19 protein-coding genes and 1 tRNA gene are annotated in these 17,968 nt (G+C 68.0%); 8 read left to right on the top strand and 12 right to left on the bottom strand.

Annotation, left to right across the window (positions count from 1 at the left end; genetic code table 11):
- On the top strand, positions 1–2,128 hold a 2,128-nt coding region (locus FFS23_RS18090), incomplete at its 5' end, for an AsmA family protein (protein WP_502702158.1).
- A 120-nt stretch (positions 2,129–2,248) separates the two neighbouring features.
- Here FFS23_RS18090 and FFS23_RS18095 read toward each other — a convergent pair.
- A complete protein-coding gene (locus FFS23_RS18095; RefSeq protein ID WP_137899696.1) occupies positions 2,249–3,064 on the bottom strand; it encodes an inositol monophosphatase family protein in 816 nt (271 codons plus the stop codon).
- A gap of 63 nt (positions 3,065–3,127) precedes the next feature.
- On the opposite strand from FFS23_RS18095, the gene FFS23_RS18100 reads away from it, so the two are divergent.
- The 3 genes from FFS23_RS18100 to FFS23_RS18110 all read left to right on the top strand — a co-directional run bounded on the left by FFS23_RS18100 (position 3,128) and on the right by FFS23_RS18110 (position 5,052).
- A complete protein-coding gene (locus FFS23_RS18100) occupies positions 3,128–3,658 on the top strand; it encodes a peroxiredoxin (protein WP_038665938.1) in 531 nt (176 codons plus the stop codon).
- A 62-nt stretch (positions 3,659–3,720) separates the two neighbouring features.
- On the top strand, positions 3,721–4,776 hold the full coding sequence (locus tag FFS23_RS18105) for a GGDEF domain-containing protein (protein WP_137899697.1): 1,056 nt from the start codon (positions 3,721–3,723) through the stop codon (positions 4,774–4,776).
- 18 nt (positions 4,777–4,794) lie between these two features.
- A complete protein-coding gene (locus FFS23_RS18110) occupies positions 4,795–5,052 on the top strand; it encodes a hypothetical protein (protein WP_137899698.1) in 258 nt (85 codons plus the stop codon).
- Between the two features lie 4 nt (positions 5,053–5,056).
- Here FFS23_RS18110 and FFS23_RS18115 read toward each other — a convergent pair whose 3' ends face one another.
- Together FFS23_RS18115 and FFS23_RS18120 are read right to left on the bottom strand one after the other, a co-directional pair.
- Positions 5,057–5,677 carry a YbhB/YbcL family Raf kinase inhibitor-like protein gene (locus FFS23_RS18115; protein ID WP_137899699.1) on the bottom strand — a complete coding sequence of 207 codons (621 nt, stop codon included), beginning with the start codon at positions 5,675–5,677 and terminating at the stop codon, positions 5,057–5,059.
- 3 nt (positions 5,678–5,680) lie between these two features.
- A complete protein-coding gene (locus FFS23_RS18120; RefSeq protein WP_137899700.1) occupies positions 5,681–6,187 on the bottom strand; it encodes a hypothetical protein in 507 nt (168 codons plus the stop codon).
- A 41-nt stretch (positions 6,188–6,228) separates the two neighbouring features.
- Between FFS23_RS18120 and FFS23_RS18125 the strand changes: the two genes are divergently transcribed.
- On the top strand, positions 6,229–6,657 hold the full coding sequence (locus tag FFS23_RS18125; protein WP_137899701.1) for a DUF1810 domain-containing protein: 429 nt from the start codon (positions 6,229–6,231) through the stop codon (positions 6,655–6,657).
- 25 nt (positions 6,658–6,682) lie between these two features.
- On the opposite strand, the gene FFS23_RS18130 is transcribed toward FFS23_RS18125, so the two are convergent.
- Both FFS23_RS18130 and FFS23_RS18135 read right to left on the bottom strand, forming a co-directional pair.
- On the bottom strand, positions 6,683–7,030 hold the full coding sequence (locus FFS23_RS18130) for a tRNA-binding protein (protein WP_137899702.1): 348 nt from the start codon (positions 7,028–7,030) through the stop codon (positions 6,683–6,685).
- Positions 7,017–7,691 carry a glutathione S-transferase family protein gene (locus tag FFS23_RS18135; RefSeq protein WP_038665920.1) on the bottom strand — a complete coding sequence of 225 codons (675 nt, stop codon included), beginning with the start codon at positions 7,689–7,691 and terminating at the stop codon, positions 7,017–7,019. Before FFS23_RS18135 ends, FFS23_RS18130 begins: the two co-directional genes overlap by 14 nt.
- Positions 7,692–7,789: 98 nt before the next feature.
- Here FFS23_RS18135 and FFS23_RS18140 point away from each other — a divergent pair, with 98 nt between their 5' ends.
- Both FFS23_RS18140 and FFS23_RS18145 read left to right on the top strand, forming a co-directional pair.
- Complete coding sequence (locus FFS23_RS18140; RefSeq protein WP_137899703.1) at positions 7,790–8,041, top strand: type II toxin-antitoxin system VapB family antitoxin; 252 nt, start codon at positions 7,790–7,792, stop codon at positions 8,039–8,041.
- Positions 8,038–8,424, top strand: coding sequence for a type II toxin-antitoxin system VapC family toxin (locus tag FFS23_RS18145; protein WP_137899704.1), 387 nt, complete (start codon positions 8,038–8,040; stop codon positions 8,422–8,424). The genes FFS23_RS18140 and FFS23_RS18145 overlap by 4 nt, the downstream gene beginning before the upstream one ends.
- Positions 8,425–8,428: 4 nt before the next feature.
- Here FFS23_RS18145 and gltB read toward each other — a convergent pair whose 3' ends face one another.
- The 6 genes from gltB to FFS23_RS18175 form a co-directional block, all read right to left on the bottom strand.
- Positions 8,429–12,931, bottom strand: coding sequence for a glutamate synthase large subunit (gltB, locus tag FFS23_RS18150; protein ID WP_137899705.1), 4,503 nt, complete (start codon positions 12,929–12,931; stop codon positions 8,429–8,431).
- Positions 12,928–13,398: a hypothetical protein gene (locus tag FFS23_RS18155; protein ID WP_137899706.1), complete on the bottom strand. Its 471-nt coding sequence runs from the start codon at positions 13,396–13,398 to the stop codon at positions 12,928–12,930. The genes gltB and FFS23_RS18155 overlap by 4 nt, the downstream gene beginning before the upstream one ends.
- Entirely contained in the window at positions 13,395–13,697 is a 303-nt protein-coding gene (locus FFS23_RS18160; protein ID WP_212742998.1) for a nucleotidyltransferase domain-containing protein, read from the bottom strand. Before FFS23_RS18160 ends, FFS23_RS18155 begins: the two co-directional genes overlap by 4 nt.
- Positions 13,694–15,127: an NAD(P)-dependent oxidoreductase gene (locus FFS23_RS18165; RefSeq protein ID WP_137899708.1), complete on the bottom strand. Its 1,434-nt coding sequence runs from the start codon at positions 15,125–15,127 to the stop codon at positions 13,694–13,696. Before FFS23_RS18165 ends, FFS23_RS18160 begins: the two co-directional genes overlap by 4 nt.
- A 152-nt stretch (positions 15,128–15,279) precedes the next feature.
- Positions 15,280–16,077: an undecaprenyl-diphosphate phosphatase gene (locus FFS23_RS18170; RefSeq protein WP_137899709.1), complete on the bottom strand. Its 798-nt coding sequence runs from the start codon at positions 16,075–16,077 to the stop codon at positions 15,280–15,282.
- Positions 16,078–16,086: 9 nt separating this feature from the next.
- Positions 16,087–17,016, bottom strand: a complete 930-nt coding sequence (locus FFS23_RS18175) for a complex I NDUFA9 subunit family protein (protein WP_137899710.1) — start codon at positions 17,014–17,016, stop codon at positions 16,087–16,089.
- Between the two features lie 109 nt (positions 17,017–17,125).
- Between FFS23_RS18175 and FFS23_RS18180 the strand changes: the two genes are divergently transcribed.
- A tRNA-Leu gene (locus tag FFS23_RS18180) sits at positions 17,126–17,212 on the top strand.
- Between the two features lie 82 nt (positions 17,213–17,294).
- Here FFS23_RS18180 and FFS23_RS18185 read toward each other — a convergent pair.
- The coding region (locus tag FFS23_RS18185) for an alpha/beta fold hydrolase (RefSeq protein ID WP_212742999.1) at positions 17,295–17,968 on the bottom strand (674 nt) is incomplete at its 5' end.

The following is a 17,968-nucleotide window of genomic DNA, read 5'->3' on the forward strand; positions in this document are numbered from 1 at the left end:
CGTTGCGGACGATCCGCCACGCGCGCCGCCGCCCCCTCCCGCCGCGGTCGCTCCGCAACGCCGCCGCGCGTGGCGGATCGTCCGCAACGTGGTGCTGGCGCTGGTTGGGCTGATCGTCGCGATCTGGCTGGTGCTCTATATCACCAAGGGCCGTTTCCTGCGCCATCCGTTCGAGCGATTCGTCGGCGGCCAGACGCATCGGCCGGTGCGCGTGGCGGGCGATTTCCAGCTCTATTTCGCGCCGTTTCGCATCAAGTTCGTCGCCGAGCAGATGACGATCGCCAATCCGGACTGGGCGACGCGGCCCTATCTGTTCCAGGCGGCGCGGATCGACACGCGGATCGCGCCGCTGTCGCTGTTGTGGGGCAAGCGGCATCTCTACTGGCTCGACCTTACCGACGGCGCGGTCGATCTCGAATGGAACCGCGCGCATACCGCCAACACCTGGACGTTCAGCGCCAAGAAGGGCGGCAAGCCGCTCGACTTCCCGCGCATCGACACCGCGACGGTGCGCGGTACAACGGTGCGCTATCGCGATCCGCGCATGCAGTTGCTCGCCGACCTCAAGGTTGACGATATCCGCTCGACCGATGCGCGGATCGGCCGCGCGGTCGGCGTCGAGGGCGACGGGCTGGTGCGCGGCACGCCGTTCCGCGTCACCGCGCGGCTGCTCGCCCCCGACGCAACGGTCAACCGCGGCAAGAACGAATTGGTGATGCGCGCCTGGGCGGCACACAACGTGCTCGACGTGTCGGGCACGTTGCCGTCGATCGCGGCGATCGAAGGCGTGCCGTTGCAGACACGCGCGCGCGGCCGCAACCTGTCCGAACTGCTCGGCATCATCGGCGTCGCCATCCCCAATACGCGCACCTACCGGCTGAAGGCGCAACTGGTACAGCAGGGGCAGGTCTATTCGTTCACCCGGATGAGCGGCGTGGTCGGCGCCAGCGACGTCGCCGGCACGCTCAAGATCACCAACGGCGAGCGGCTGCATCTCGATTCGCAGCTATCGACCAAGACGCTCGACATCATCGATGCCGCACCGTTCATCGGCTACAATCCCGATATCGTCGCGACCAAGGGCGCGCTCGCCGCCGCGCGCGCCACCGGTGCCGCGCCGCAGCGCATCCTGCCGGAGGCGGCGCTGCCGATCGCGACGATGCAGCGCTTCGACGCCGATCTGAAATGGACGATCGCACGGGTGCGCTCGCGCAACCTGCCGATCAGCGACATCGACATGACGCTCGATCTCGAGCGCGGCCGGCTGGCGCTGTCACCGCTGACGATGGCGATGGCGCGCGGCAACGTCGCCGCCGACGTGGTGTTCGACACGCGCCAGCGGCCGGCGCGCGACACCTACGACATCCGCCTGTCGCCGACGCCGATGGGCAAATTGCTCGCAGGCTATGGCGTCGCCGAGGCGGGGACGACGGGAACGATCAAGGGACGCATCCAGCTCGAAGGGCGCGGCGATTCGATCCATGATTCGCTCAGCACCGCGCGCGGGCGGATCGCCTTCGTCATGCCGCACGGCCAGTTGTGGACACGCAACGTCCAGCTCGCCGAGCTCGATCTCGGCACGTTCGTGCAGAAGATGTTCGAGGACAAGCTGAAGAAGCCGGTCGAGGTGAATTGCGGGCTGATCGGCTTCACCGTGCGCAACGGCGTCGCCGCGGCGGACCCGATCCTGATCGACACGACAAAGAACGTCATCGTCGGCCGCGGCGGGTTCAGCTTCAGGACCGAGGCGGTCGATCTCGCCTTCCGTGCGGACGGCAAGAAGTTCAGCCTGTTCTCGGGCCAGTCGCCGGTCGGCGTCGGCGGCTATTTCGCGGCGCCGAAGCTCAATGTCATCAGCGACCAGTTGCTCGGGCGCGCGGGCGCGGGGCTGGGGCTCGCGCTGGTCGCGACGCCGCTGGCGGGGGTGCTGGCGTTCGTCGACGTCGGCGATGCCAAGTCGGCGGCGTGCGGGCCGGTACTGTCCGGCGCGACGGCGCAGGCGCAGCGGACGACGAAGGGGCAAGCGCGCGACGACGTCGGCCATGGCACGACGGCGAAGGACGAGGACGGCAAGACGACCGGCGGCGAGAAGAAGAGCCAGCGAAAGAAGTTTCTGGGGATTTTCTGACCCCATTGTCATCCCCGCGTAGGCGGGGATCCAGATGCGCGGGTCCCCTTTTAAGCCGCTACGTCAGCGTGTATGGATCCCCGCCTGCGCGGGGATGACGGAGTGGGGTATGGGATTCCCTCAATGACCGTGGTCGTTCCCCGCGGTCGCGCGGATCGCCTCAAGCACGTCGTCGGTGCGCGCCGGGTCACCGATCGCAAGGACATGGCCGGCGCTCGCCGAGGTTAACGGGTCGCCGTTCCAGTCGCACATGCGCCCGCCCGCGCCCTCGACCACCGGCACCAGCGCGGCGAAATCGTACAATTGCAGCCCCGATTCGACGACGATGTCGAGCTGCCCGCTCGCCAGCAGCCCGTAATTGTAGCAGTCGCCGCCATAGACCGGCCCCTGCCGCGTATGGCCGCCCGAGGCGGCGGCGACGAGCGCCATGTAATGCGGCACGTCGCCCTCGGCGAACAGATGCGGGCTGGTGGTGGCAAGCACCGCGCCTTCGAGCTGCGGACAGGTCCGCGTTCGCGTCGGCCGGCCGTTGAACGTCGTCGGGCGGCCGGCGACGCCGAGCCAGCGTTCGCGCTGCACCGGCTGGTCGATGATGCCGAGCAGCGGCCAGCCGTCCTCGACCAGCGCGATCAGCGTGCCGAAGATCGCGCGGCCGACGGTGAAGCTGCGCGTGCCGTCGATCGGGTCCAGCACCCATTGCCGCCCCGTCACGCCGGGCTTCTCGCCATATTCCTCGCCGATCACGCCGTCGCCCGCCGCCTCGGCATCGAGCAATTTGCGCATCGCCGCCTCCGCCTCGCGGTCGGCACGGGTGACGGGCGAATGGTCGTCCTTGAATTCGACGCCGTGTTCGGCACGGAAATAGGGGCGGATCGCGGCGCCCGCGGCATCGGCGAGGCGGCTGGCGAGCTGGATATCGGCGGCGGTGATCGGCATGGGCCAGCCCTATCGCGCTGCCTCGCGCCACGCTAGGGTGCACGAAAGTCGAGAGGATATCCCATGCGCCTGTTCCCCGCCGCCATTGCCGCCGTCGCCCTGATCGCCACCCCTGCGCTCGCCGGACTGCCGGTCGGTGCCAAGGCGCCGACCTTCTCCACCCGCGGCGCGGTCGCCGGGCAGGTGGTCGGGGTCGACTTGGCACAGCAGCTCAAGAAGGGGCCGGTGGTGCTGTATTTCTTCCCGGCGGCGTTCACCGGCGGCTGCAATGCCGAGGCGCATGCCTTCGCCGAGGCGATCCCCGACTTCCAGAAGGCAGGCGCGACGGTGATCGGCATGTCGGCCGACGACGTACCGACGCTCCAGCGCTTCTCCGCGGAGAAATGCGCGGGCAAGTTCGCGGTCGCCAGCGCCGGGCCGAACGTCATCAAGGGCTATGACGTCGCGCTCAACGGCGGCGGGCGCGCGCTGACCAAGCGGACCAGCTACGTCATCGCATCCGACGGGCGCGTCGCGTTCGTCCACGACGACATGAACCCGGCGCAGCACGTGGCGCTGACGCTCGCCGCCGTGCGCAAGCTTCACCATTCCTGATCTTTTCGAAACCCTACGCTAAGTAATAGTATTTATAAGTGCTTGCGAACGAAGGGTGGGGCATGCGCGGGATTGCAGCGAGGAAGGACGGAAAGGTCGATCTGTTCGGGCAGATCGGCCACTTCCTGGCGGATCACGGCCTGTCGCCGGAGCCGACGCATTACAGCTTCGCCTATGACGTCATCGCCGATCCGCATGGCGCCATCGCCCAGGCGGTGCGCCGGCTGACCGACGGCGGCATCCGGCTCAGCCGCACCGATATCGAAGCGCTGGGCGGGACGGTGAGCAGCGGCGGCGCCGCCGTCGAGTCGCAGGCCGACAGGCGGCAGGGCGAACCCGATGCACGCGACGACGATGCCGCCGTTTTGGTGGCGAAGACGCAGGCACAGGTCGACGGTTTCGCGACGATGATGCGCGAGATGCAGGACGAGACGCGCGGCTTCGGTCGCGATCTCGCGCAGAGCGCGGCGGCGATCCGCCACAATACGCCGGCCATCCCCGCCGCCGCGGGGCTCGACGAGATCGCCCGGATCACCGGCGCGATGCTGACCCGCATCCGCGAGGCGGAGATGCGGCTGGCCAAGGCGACCGACGAGGCCGAGGCGTTGCGCGCCAAGCTGGCGGAGGCGAACGACACCGCGCGGCGCGATCCGCTGACCGGCCTGCCCAACCGCCGCGCGTTCGATGAGGCGTTCGCGGTACGGCGCGAGCACGACGGCCCCTTCTGCCTCGCGGTGTGCGACATCGACCGGTTCAAGCGGATCAACGACGTCCACGGCCATCCGATCGGCGACCGCGTGCTCAGCGCGGTGGCGCGGACGCTCGCCGATGCGTGCGGCGATCATCTCGTCGTCAGGCACGGCGGCGAGGAATTTGCGGTGCTGCTGCACGGCGTCGCGCTGGCGGATGCGGCGGCGCGGCTCGACGATGTGCGCGACGCCATCTCGGTGAAGCGCTTCCGCTTGCGCGAAAGCGACCGGCCGCTGGGGCAGGTGACGGTGTCGATCGGCGTGACCGCGGTCCATGCCGGCGAGACGCTCACCGATGCCTTCGATCGCGCCGACCGTCTGCTCTACACGGCCAAGGCCGAGGGCCGCGACCGGGTGTGCGCCGCCTGATCTTGGCGCAAAGTACGGATGCTGCTGGCGGCATTTCCCAAGCGCATCTCACCTCACCACGAAAATCGGCAGAAATCAGCCGTTTTTCGGTTCTGGCACGATGGCTGCAAAGTCCCTGGCATCGGCGGCGAACGGTTCGCCCCGATCAGCAAAGGGACCAACACCATGTTTCTCCGCCTCGAACTCGCCCAGCGCACCGCTTTCTCGGTCGTCGCTGCCCTCGCCTTCGCCGCCGTCGCAATCAGCGCCGCGGTGCCGGTTACGCCGATCGCATGATGACTCAGGCGGGCGCGGCGGCCCCGACCGGGCCGACCGCCGTCGCCTCGCCGCGACCATAGGTTGCGGTCAACACCCCGGCGGCGAGCACATGCCCCGCCATCGCCTCGATAATCGCGGTGCGACCCGGCGTCTCGCCCGGCGCCCCGACATCCGGACCGAGCGCGAACAGCTGAAATACGTAGCGATGCGCACCGTGGCCGGTCGGCGGATCGGGCGGCAACCAGCCCTCGCGCAGGTAGGAATTGCGCCCGACATCGCCGTCGGGCGATCCGGCACCATCGCCGACGATCGCGCCCTCTTCGAGGCGCCCGGCATCCGCGGCGATTCCCCATATCACCGCATGGACGAGCGGCTGCGGCGCCGGCGCATCGGCGTCCTCGACCAGCAGCGCGAACAGCGCGGTGCCCGCCGGCGCGGCGCCCCAGGTCAGCGGCGGCGATACGCCCTCGCCATCCGCGGTGAACCGGTCGGGCAACCGCGCGCCATCGGCGAACGCCGGGCTGGTGAGATCGAGCGCGGGAAACGTGGCGCCAAGTTCGGGCCGGGCGATCGCCAGCTTGTCGGCGCCGGCGCGGACGCCGCTCAGCGCCTGGCCGAGCCAGGCAGGAACATGTTCGAGCATCGCTTACTCCTGGGGGCAATCGCCGGGACGGGATTTCGGCGGACTGCCGGCGGCATACCAGCGGCTGGTCGCGCCCATCGTCTCGCCATCGTGGTAACAGGCCTCGCCGCGCGTCCCGTCGGGGGCGACGAGGAAGGTCCAGTCCTTGCCGTCGCAATTGTGCGCTTCGCAGCCATGCGCAGCGATGCGCCCGTCCTTGGCCCGGAAGATCGGCACGCTGACCGCGTCGTGCGCGGTGAAGCGATGGCGCAACGTGTCGTCGCCGATCGCATCGATCAGCGCGCGCGACACCTCGGTCCGGTCGTAGAAGCCGACCCCGGCAACCGTATCGCCCGGATATTTGCCGACATAGGCGGTGATCGGGTTGCTATGCTCCTGCCCCGGGAGCGGCTTGGGCGGCTGCGTCGCCGGCGGCACGAAGCGCGCCGCGGCATTGTCCGCACCGTTGGACTTTTGGCCACTGCCGCAGGCGGCGAGCAGCAGGAGTGGAGCAAGGCAGAGAGCACGCATTGTCGTGGAACGCGGCAAGCGCCCCGGCGGTTGCCTGCGATATGACGCAAGCTCTCGACCGTTTCCTCTCCGCCCAGGCGCTCGTCCACGATCAGGCGCTCGCTGAATTGCGCCGCGGCCGCAAGACCAGCCACTGGATGTGGTTCATCTTTCCGCAGATCGCCGGTCTCGGGCGCAGCGAGACCGCGCGCTTCTATGCGATCCGCGACGTGGCGGAGGCGCGCGCCTATCTTGCGCATCCGCTGCTCGGCCCGCGGCTGATCGAGGCGACGCAGACGGTGACCACCGCACCCGGCACCGCCATCGCGATCTTCGGCGAGATCGACTCGCTCAAGCTGCGCTCGTCGCTGACGCTGTTCGCCGCGGTCGCGGACGATCCCGCGCCGTTCGAGGCGGCGCTGACACGCTTCTACGGCGGCGAGCGCGATCCGGCGACGCTGGACTTGCTGGCGCGGGACGGCGGTGCGTGAGGCGCGCGCGAGCACCACGCGCCGGTCAGAACAGCTTGCCGCCGTTCGGGACTGCGAGGCTCGGGCCGATCAGCACCACCTTGCCGTCCGCATCGGGGAAGCCGAGCGTCAGCACCTCGGACACGAACGGGCCGATCTGGCGCGGCGGGAAATTGACCACCGCCGCGACCTGCCTGCCGACGAGCGCCTCGGGCGTGTAATGGTCGGTGATCTGCGCCGAGGATTTCTTCACCCCGATCGCGTCGCCGAAATCGATGCGCAGCTTGATCGCCGGCTTGCGCGCCTCCGGAAAGGGCTCGGCGGCGACGATCGTGCCGACGCGGATGTCGACCCGCTCGAAATCGGCGAAGGTGATCGGCTCAGAAGTCGACATTGTCGTAATGCGCCGGTGGTCCGATCATCTCCATCCGCTCGGACAGCAGCGGCCGGAAACTCGGCCGGCTCTTGAAGCCGCGATACCAGCGCGCGGTCTGGTCGTGGCCCTTCCAGTCGATGCCGCCGAGATAGTCGGCGACCGAGATCTGCGCCGCCGCAGCGAGATCGGCGAGGCTCAGGGTCGCGCCGCCCAGCCAGTTGCGGTGATCGAGCAGATAATCGGTGTAATCGAGATGGCTGACCGCCGCCTTCATCGCCTCGCGCAGCCCCTTGGCATCGGGCGCGGCGCGATGCGCGAGCCGCTTGACGACGCGCTCGTGGAGCAGCGGCCCGGTGACGTCGCGATAGAAATGCGTGTCGAACCAGCTCACCAGCCGGCGGATCTCGGCACGATTGGCGGCGGTGCCGTTGATCGTCGCCGCCTTGTCGACCGTCTCCTCGAAATATTCGCAGATCGCCATCGAATCGATCAGCGGCGCACCGGGACGCGACGCATCGACCATCACCGGCGTCTCGCCGGCGGGGTTCATGTCCATGAACTCGTCGCGCCGGTCCCACGGCGATTCGCGCACCAGCTCATAGCCGATGCCCTTCTCGCCGAGCAGCAGGCGCACCTTGCGGCTGAACGGACAAAGCGGGAATTGGTAAAGCTGCCACATACGGCCCCTGTAGGGCATTCCTACACCGCAGGTGAAGCCGTTGCGTTTGGCCCATCGTTTCTATAAATCAGACGTCACGTTTTCTAGAAAGCGGTCCGATGGGCATCAACATCAAGCATGACGGCCACGAACGGGCAATCCGGCAACTGGCGGCCAGTCGTGGGTTGTCGCTGACCGATGCGATTGGGTTGGCCGTGGGCAACGAACTGGCCCGCGATCGCGAACAAGAGCGCAAGGATGACTTCATGCGGCGGGTCCGCGAAGTGCAGGCCGCTTTCGAGGCAGCGCCGGTTCTCGATCCGCGTCCCTATCGCGAGATCCTATACGACGAGAATGGCCTTCCTCAATGATCGTCGCGGACACATCCGCTTTCGCTGCGATCATCCTCAACGAACCGGATGCGATGGTTTACGCCGAGGCATTGAGGGACAGCGCCACGATCATCGTATCTGCACCGACGATCCTGGAGCTACGGTCGGTCCTGTATCGCCGGTTCGGGGCCGACTATATGTTACGGGCAGATACATTGCTTGCGGCGCCTTCCATTCAGGTCGTGCCATGGACGGAAGCTCATCTTCCCATTGCGGTCGACGCACTGCAGCGCTTCGGCGGCCGGCCGGCCCGGCTGAATTTCGGCGACTGCATGGTCTATGCGATCGCCAAGGCGCTCGACGCGCCGTTGCTCTACAAAGGCGAGGATTTCGCGCGGACCGATATCCGGTCCGCGCTCTGATCCGTCACTCCGCCGCGACCAGCTCCACCGAATCGTCCAGCGGATAGGTCTGCCGCGACAGCATCTCCTTCGGCACGACCTGCCAGAAATCGCCGGCGATCCGCTCCCAGTCGGCGAGCAGACCCTTCGACCATTTGCTGTCCGTCGCATTGGCATGCCGCTCGACGAGGTCGCGCAGCACGCCCTCCCAATGCGCCGAGGCGAGCCGCTGCCAGACGATATTCTCCGGATTGGCGCGCTGCGCGAACTCGCCGTCGGGATCGTAGACGAAGGCCATGCCGCCAGTCATGCCCGCGCCGAAATTCTGCCCGACGCGGCCGAGCAGCACCGCGACGCCGCCGGTCATATATTCGCAGCCGTTGGCGCCGCAGCCCTCGACCACCACGGTCGCGCCCGAATTGCGCACCGCGAACCGCTCGCCCGCCTGCCCCGCGGCGAGCAACGTTCCCGAGGTCGCGCCATAGAGCACGGTGTTGCCGAGGATCGTATTGTCCTGACTTGCCAATGGCGAGGATACTGCCGGACGCAGCACGATGATGCCGCCCGACAGGCCTTTGCCGACATAATCGTTGGCGTCGCCGAACACTTCGAGCGTGATGCCCTTGCACATGAAGGCCCCGAGGCTCTGCCCGGCGCTCCCGCGCAGCCGGACGGTGACGTGACCGTCGGCGAGCTTGCTCATCCCGAAACGGCGGGTGACCTCGCTCGACAGCCGCGTGCCGACCGCGCGATGCGTGTTGCGCACCGAATAGGTGAGTTGCATCTTCTCGCCGCGGCTGAACACCGCCGCGGCATCCTTGATGATCTGCGCGTCGAGACTGTCCGGCACCTCGTTGCGGAAGGTCGACAGCGAGAAACGACGCTCGGCGTCGGTCGCATCGACCTTGGCGAGGATCGGATTGAGGTCGAGATCGTCGAGATGCTCGGCGCCGCGGCTGACCTGCCGCAGGAATTCGGTGCGGCCGATCACCTCGTCGAGGCTCCTGACGCCCAGCCGGGCGAGGATGTCGCGCACCTCCTCGGCGATGAAGGTCATCAGGTTGATGACCTTCTCGGGCGTGCCGACGAACTTGTCGCGCAACGCCTGATCCTGCGTGCAGACGCCGACCGGGCAGGTGTTGCTATGGCACTGGCGCACCATGATGCAGCCCATCGCGACAAGGCTGAGCGTGCCGATGCCATATTCCTCGGCGCCGAGAATCGCGGCGATGACGATGTCGCGCCCGGTCTTGAGCCCGCCGTCGGTGCGCAGCCGCACCCGGCCGCGCAGGCCGTTGAGGGTGAGCACCTGATTGACCTCGCTGAGGCCCATCTCCCACGGCGTGCCGGCATATTTGACGCTGGTCTGCGGACTCGCGCCGGTGCCGCCGACATGGCCGGCGATCAGGATCACGTCTGCGTGGGCTTTGGCAACGCCGGCGGCGACGGTGCCGATCCCCGACGAGCTGACCAGTTTGACGCAGACGCGCGCGCGCGGGTTGATCTGCTTGAGATCGTAGATGAGCTGCGCGAGATCCTCGATCGAATAGATGTCGTGGTGCGGCGGCGGCGAGATCAGCGTCACGCCCGGCGTCGCATGGCGCAGCTTGGCGATGAATTCGGTCACTTTGAACCCGGGCAGCTGACCGCCCTCGCCGGGCTTCGCGCCCTGCGCGACCTTGATCTCGATCTCTTCGCAGGCGTTGAGATATTCGGCGGTGACGCCGAACCGGCCGCTCGCGATCTGCTTGATCGTCGAATTGGCGTTGTCGCCATTCTCATAGGGCTTGAAACGCTTGGTATCCTCGCCGCCCTCGCCCGACACCGCCTTGGCGCCGATGCGGTTCATCGCGATCGCCAGCGTCTCGTGCGCCTCGGGGCTGAGCGCGCCCAGCGACATGCCCGGGGTGACGAAACGCTTGCGGATCTCGGTGATCGCCTCGACCTGATCGACCGGCACGCCCTCGCTCGGGAAATTGAACTGGAGCAGGTCGCGCAGATAGACCGGCGGCAGATCGGCGACACCGCGGCTGAATTGCAGATAGCTGGTATAGCTGTCGGTCGACACCGCGGTCTGGAGCAGGTGCATGAGCTGCGCCGAATAGGCGTGCGTCTCGCCGGTGTGGCGCTGGCGGTAGAAGCCGCCGATCGGCAGCTTCGCCACGCCCTCGTCCCAGGCCAGTTCGTGGCGGACGAGCGCGCTGTGATGCAGCGAATTATAGCCCTCGCCCGAAATCTTGGCGGGCATGCCGGGGAACAGGTCGTTGACGAGGCTGCGCGAGAGGCCGACCGCCTCGAAATTATAGCCGCCGCGATAGGAGGAGATCACCGCGATCCCCATCTTGCTCATGATCTTGAGCAGCCCCTCCTCGATCGCATGGCGATGGCGCTTGAGGCATTCGTCCAGGGACAGGTCGCCGAAAAGGCCGCGCGCCTGCCGGTCGACGATCGCCGCCTCGGCGAGATAGGCGTTCACCGTCGTCGCGCCGACGCCGATCAGCACCGCGTAATAATGCGTGTCGAGACATTCCGCCGAGCGGACGTTGATCGAGGCATAGGAGCGCAGCCCCCGGCGGACGAGATGCGTGTGCACCGCCGCCGCCGCCAGCACGCCGGCGATCGCGATCCGATCTTCGGAGACGTGCTCGTCGGTCAGGAACAGCTCGCTCTTGCCCTGCCGCACCGCCTGCTCCGCCTCGTTGCGGATGCGCTGGATCGCGGCGCGCAGCTTTTCCGGGCCGCCCTCGGCGTCGAAGGTGCAGTCGATCTCGGTCGCGGTGCGCGCGAAATGCGCCTTGAGCCGCGCCCAATGCTGACCGGTGAGCACCGGCGAATCGAGCACCAGCACGCGGTCGCGCTGATCCTCGGTGTCGAGGATATTGGCGAGATTGCCGAACCGGGTGCGCAGCGACATGACGTAGCGCTCGCGCAGCGGATCGATCGGCGGGTTGGTGACCTGGCTGAAATTCTGGCGGAAGAACTGGCTGATGAGACGCGGTTTGTCGCTGATGACGGCGAGCGGGGTATCGTCGCCCATCGAGCCGATCGCCTCCTTGGCGGTCTCGACCATCGGCGACAGGATCAGCTCCATATCCTCCAGCGTCTGGCCGGCGGCGACCTGCCGCCGCGCGAGCGCGGGCCGATCGAAACGGACCACAGCCTCGGCGACCTCGGGCAGGTCGTTGAGCGTATGGAATTCACCGATCATCGCGGGATAATCGTGCTCCGCGGCGATCCGGTCCTTGACCTCGCGGTCGCCGAGCACCCGGCCTGCGTCGAGGTCAACCGCGATCATCTGGCCCGGCCCGAGCCGGCCCTTGGCGACGACGGTCGATTCGGGGACGACGACCATGCCGGTCTCCGAGCCGACGATCAGCAGCCCGTCCGAGGTCTGCGTATAGCGCAGCGGCCGTAGCGCGTTGCGGTCGACGCCCGCCACCGCCCAGCGGCCGTCGGTCATCGCCAGCGCGGCGGGGCCGTCCCACGGCTCCATCACCGAGGCGAGATAATTATACATCGCGGCATGATCGGGCGGCGTGTCCGCACCGGTCGCCTCGGGGACGAGCATCAGCTTGGCGGTCGGCGCATCGCGGCCCGAACGGCAGATCGCCTCGAACACCGCATCGAGCGCAGCGGTGTCAGACGCGCCCGCCGGGATCACTGGCTTGATGTCCTCGGAATTGTCGCCGAACGCGAGGCTCGCCATCCGGATCTCGTGGCTGAGCATCCAGTTCTTGTTGCCGCGGATCGTGTTGATCTCGCCATTATGCGCGAGGCAGCGGAACGGCTGCGCCAGCCACCATTGCGGGAAGGTGTTGGTCGAATAGCGCTGGTGGAAGATCGCGACGCGCGATTCGAACCTTTGATCCTGCAGATCGGGATAGAAGACCGACAGGCTCTCGGCGAGGAACAGCCCCTTGTAGACGATCGAGCGGCACGACAGCGAGCAGACGTAGAAGCCCTGGATCTGCGCGGCGATGACGCGCTTCTCGATGCGGCGGCGGACGAGATACAGGTTCTTCTCGAACTCGGCGGCGGAGACGTCGTCGGGCAACGGGCCGGCGATCATGATCTGCTCGATCTCGGGCCGCGTCGTCTGCGCCTTGAGGCCGATCACCGACACGTCGACCGGCACCTGCCGCCAGCCGTAGATGGTATAGCCCGCCTCGATGATCGCGCTCTCGACGATCGTGCGGCAATTCTCCTGCGCGCCGAGATCGGTGCGCGGCAGGAAGATCATGCCGACCGCGAGCCGGTTGGGCAGCACCTTGTGGCCGCTCGCGACGACCGCATCGTCGAAGAAGCGGTGCGGCAGGTCGATATGGATGCCGGCGCCGTCGCCGGTCTTGCCGTCGGCATCGACCGCGCCGCGGTGCCACACCGCCTTCAGCGCATCGACCGCGGACTGGACGACGCGCCGCGACGCACGCCCGTCGGTGGCGGCGACGAGGCCGACGCCGCAGGCATCGCCTTCGCTGTCGGGGCGGTACATGCCGTGCTCGGCGAGATAGGCACGCTGGTCAGTCATGGTATGAGACCCTGTTCGGCGAGCCTCGCTCGCAAAGTGACATAAGCCTGTATAAGGCCGGACGAAGCAGCCCAGGTGTCGTTGACCCGATCGACCTGCTCGGCTTCGTCGATGGGATATTCGTGAACCAACCGGTTGCGCAGTTCGGCCGCACCGATCCAATCGTCGGCGTCCTCGACAATACCCAGCTTTTCAAGCTGATTGGCTTGATCGCGCCGAGTCATCGCCCGGACATCTTCCAGCTCCCAGGTCAGGTACGCTCGAAAGAGGCGGCCCAACATATCCTGTAGCTGCTCGTACCGTTTCAGTAGCGCGATGCTGGCGATCCGTTCGATCAGTGGTAGTTGCGACGGATCGTCGCCAATGATCGGCAGCACCGGAGTCAGGATCGGCCGAAGGTCATCGAACCCGGCGATGATCCGGTCGCAACGCGCGGCTGCCGCCTTGATCAGATCCTCGGTCGTCATGGCAACGGCCTCGCCTGGGGCTGGACGAGGCGGGCGAAGGCCGATGGCGCGCGGCCCCGCTCGATCAGGACGACATCGACCTTCTGCTCGTCGATATGCCGGAACAGCAGGTCGCGAAAGGCACCGACCCTCCGCCACTCCGCCTCGACGCTGGGATCGGCTTCGATCAACAGGTCGATGTCGCCTCCCCGCAGATCGTCGCGCAGGCGGCTGCCAAACAGGCTGACGGACGCGGTATCGCCGAACGTCGTGCGCGCGGCGAGACGGATCGCGTCGATATCGCGCTGCTTCAGTCTCACGCCGCGACCTTTCCCGCCTTTGCCTTCGCCTTGAGCCATTTGTGCATCGTCGCCGCCACGTCGCGGCCGTCGCGGATCGCCCAGACCACCAGCGACGCCCCGCGCACGATGTCGCCCGCCGCGAACACGCCGTCGAGGCTGGTCATCAGCGTCTTGCCGTCGACCAGCACCGTCCCCCAGCGGCTGACACCAAGCTCGGGCGCGCCGAACAGCGCCGGCAGGTCCTCGGCGTCGAAGCCCAGCGCCTTGATGACCAGATCGGCCTTCAGCGTGAAGTCGCCGCTCGGATCGGCTTCCGGCGCGCGGCGACCGCTCGCATCGGGGGCGCCCAGACGCATCTTGCGCGCGCGCACCGTGCCGTCGCTGTCGAACGCCGCGGGGGCGGAGAGCCAGACGAAGTCGGCGCCCTCCTCCTCGGCGTTGGTGACCTCGCGCTGGCTGCCCGGCATGTTCTTGCGGTCGCGGCGGTAGAGGCATTTCACCGACGCCGCGCCCTGGCGGATCGCGGTGCGGACGCAGTCCATCGCGGTATCGCCGCCACCGATCACGACGACGTGCTTGCCCGCCGCATCGAGCCCGCCCTCGTCGAACGCCGGCACCGCATCGCCGAAGCCCTTGCGGTTCGACGCGATCAGGAAATCGAGCGCCGCCACCACGCGGCCGTCATCGCCACCGGCGACGTCGAGCGCGCGCGCCTTGTAGACGCCGGTCGCGATCAGCACCGCGTCATGCTCGCGACGCAGATCGTCGAGGCTCGCCTGCTCACCAACGCCGAAGCCTTCGTGAAAGACGATGCCGCCCGCCTTGAGCCGGTCGACCCGGCGCATGACGACGGGCTTCTCGAGCTTGAAGCCAGGGATGCCATAAGTAAGCAGCCCGCCGGCGCGATCATGCCGGTCGTAGACATGGACCTCATAGCCGTGGCCGCGCAGATATTCCGCCGTGGTCAGTCCGGCCGGACCGGCGCCGATCACCGCCACCGACTGGCCGCGCGCCGGCCCCGGCACCAGCGGCTCGACCCAGCCCTCTTCCCAGGCGGTGTCGGTGATGAACTTCTCAACCGAGCCGATCGTCACCGCGCCATGGCCGGTGAATTCGATCACGCAATTGCCCTCGCACAAACGGTCCTGCGGGCAGATGCGGCCGCAGATCTCGGGCATGGTCGAGGTGCTGTTCGACAGCTCGTACGCCTCGCGCAGCCGCCCTTCGGCGGTCAGCCGCAACCAGTCGGGGATGTGGTTGTGCAGCGGGCAGTGCACCGAGCAATAAGGCACGCCGCATTGCGAGCAGCGCCCCGCCTGATCCTCCGCCGCCGGCGCCGCATAGCGCGCGGCGATTTCGGCGAAGTCCTCGGCACGCGCCTGGGGTGCCCGCTTCGCGGGATAGGCCTGCTGACGGCCGACGAACTTAAGCATGGAATCGTGCGCCATAGGGCCTCCTTCCCGCGTCGCTACGCAGGAAGAAGCGCCGTGTCACGCATAAATTGACCGATACGTCAGCACCAATGGCCTAATATAACGCCGTAACGACCCCTTTGCAGGATGGCTGGACCGATAATCGCAAAATTGGTATCGCTGCGGACCTATCGCAGTTGAAGGGCGACCAGAGCCACCGCGCCGATGACGATCCGATACCATGCGAACGGTGCAAAACCGTGACGGCTGACGATGCCGACGAACCAGCGGATCACCACCAAAGCGACGACGAACGAGACGACGAAGCCGATCGCGATGCTGAGCCACTCGCCCTGCCCCAGCGTCGCGCCCGATTTGAGCAGGTCGTAGCCCGAGGCGGCGAGCATGGTCGGGATGGCGAGGAAAAAGGAGAATTCCGCCGCCGCGCGCCGATCGACGCCGAGGCTGAGCGCGCCCATGATCGTCGCGCCCGACCGGCTGACGCCCGGGATCATCGCGAGACACTGGACGACGCCGACGCCGAGCGCGGTGCTCCACGGCATCGCTTCGACCGATTCGATCCGCGCCTGCTTGACCAGCCGCTCGATGACGAGGATCGCGATGCCGCCGATGATCAGCGCGACCGCGACCACGGTCGGGCTTTCGAGCAACGCTTTGACCGCCTTGTAGACGACCACGCCGATCGCCGCAGCGGGCAGGAAGCCGAGCGCGATATTGCGCACGAACGCCCAGGATTTGGGCTGGCCGCCGACGAGGCCCACCGCCACGTCCCAGAAGCGCCGCCAGTATAGGACGATCACCGCGAGGATCGCGCCCAATTGGATCACGATGTCGAAGGTCGCGGTCGCCTGGTCCTGCACGCCGAGCAGGGTGCCGGCGAGGATCAGATGGCCGGTCGAGGAGACGGGCAGGAATTCGGTGACCCCCTCGACGATGCCGAGGAGGATGACGGTGAGCAGGTCCATGAAACGTCCTTAAGCGGCGAGGGTTTCGGCGCGACGACCGAACCGGCCGGTGCGGCGGAAGCGAACGAGCCATTCGGGCGCGACCGCCTGCAGCGGGGTCGGGTCGACGCCGAGCGCCTCCAGCCCCGACGCCCCCGGCGCGACGACGTTGTCGCGCTGGAGCATCAGCCACTGGTCCTTGGTGATCGGCGCGAACGGCAGGCTGGCGAGCAGCGCGCCGGCCGCATCGGGCAGTTCGACGATCGACGGGCTGCGGCCGATCGTCCTGGCGATCCAGCGGATGATCTCGCCCATCGTCATCACGTCGGGGCCGCCGAGCTCGAACGTCTGGCCGGCGAATCGTGCATCGGTCGCCGCCGCCATCGCATCGCCGACATCGGCCGCGAACACCGGCTGGAACTTCACCGGCGCGCGCAGCACCGGCACCACCGGGGCCTTGCCGATCATGCCGGCGAAGCGGTTGATGAACTGGTCCTCGCGACCGAAGACGATCGACGGGCGGATGATCGCGGCGTTCGGGAAAGCGGCACGGACCGCCTCCTCGCCGCGGCCCTTGCTGCTGCCATAGGCCGAGGGCGCCGACGAATCGGCGCCGATCGCCGACATGTGGACCAGCGTCGCGACCCCGGCCGCCGCAGCGGCCTCGGCGACGTTGCGCGCACCACCGACATGGACGCGCTCGAAATCGCCGGCGAGCAGCCCGACCATGTTGATCACCGCATCGGCGTCCTGCACCGCGCGGCTGACCGTTTCGGGCAGTGTCACGTCGGCGGCGACGAACTGCGTCTGGCCGAGACCGCCCAAAGGCTTGAGAAACCACGCATGCCGCGGATCGCGCTCGGCGACGCGCACCCGCGCCCCGCCGCGGAGCAGCGCCTGCACCACATAGCGGCCGACGAATCCGCCGCCGCCGAAGATCGTAACCAGCTTGTCTTTCATCGCCCGGGCCTCATTTTTTCGTCGCTGTGCTGATGTTTCGCCCCTTGCCCGGCGAAACCCGTGTTGACAAGCGCGGCGACCGCCCCCTAAAGGCCGCCGCCTACCCCGTGCCCAGATGGCGGAATTGGTAGACGCACCAGCTTCAGGTGCTGGCGATCGCAAGGTCGTGGAGGTTCGAGTCCTCTTCTGGGCACCATTTTCCGACCCCGGCGTCCGCCGCGGCCGGAAAGCGCAGCGCACCGGCACGAACGCCGGGTCGCGCAGCGCCCACCCCGCCCCTATTCCGCCCGCAGCCAGCGGCGCAGCAGCGTCGTCACCTCGCCGGGCCGCTCCATCGGCGAGAGATGACCGCAGCCGCGCAGCACGTGCAGACGCGCCCCGGGAATCGCCTCGGCCAGCGCGCGCGCGTCGTCGGGGGTGCAGATCCGGTCGCGGTCGCCGACCGCGACCAGCGTCGGCACGTGGATCGCCCGAATCGCCTCGGCGATGTCGGGGCGGGCGAGCAGCGCCGCCTGCTGCCGCGCGAAGACCGCCGGGCCGAGCCGTTCCGCCATCGCCAGCGCCGGACCGCTGACGATCGCCGAGAGCTGCGGATCGGCATGCGGCGCGGTGGCGATCAGGCCCTGGTCGGCGACGGTGCGCGCGCGCGGCTCCATCGAGGCGCGGGTGCCGAACAGGGCGATGCGGGTGATCCGGTCGGGCGCCTGGCGCACCATCTCCAGCGCGACATAGCCGCCGAGGCTGACCCCGGCGACGGCGCCACGCGGCGGCATCGCGGCGAGCACCCGCGCCGCCATCGCGCCGATCGTCGCATCCTGCGACAGATCGCCGAAGTCGGGCTCGGCGATATCGGCGAGGTCCATGATCTGGCGCGCCCACAGGCGCCCGTCGCAGCCCATCGCGGGCAGCAGCATCAGGGGCAGGCGCATTCGGTCCATGGGGTGTCCGGGGG

Source organism: Sphingomonas sp. 2SG, assembly GCF_005503285.1.
GTDB lineage: Bacteria > Pseudomonadota > Alphaproteobacteria > Sphingomonadales > Sphingomonadaceae > Sphingomonas > Sphingomonas taxi.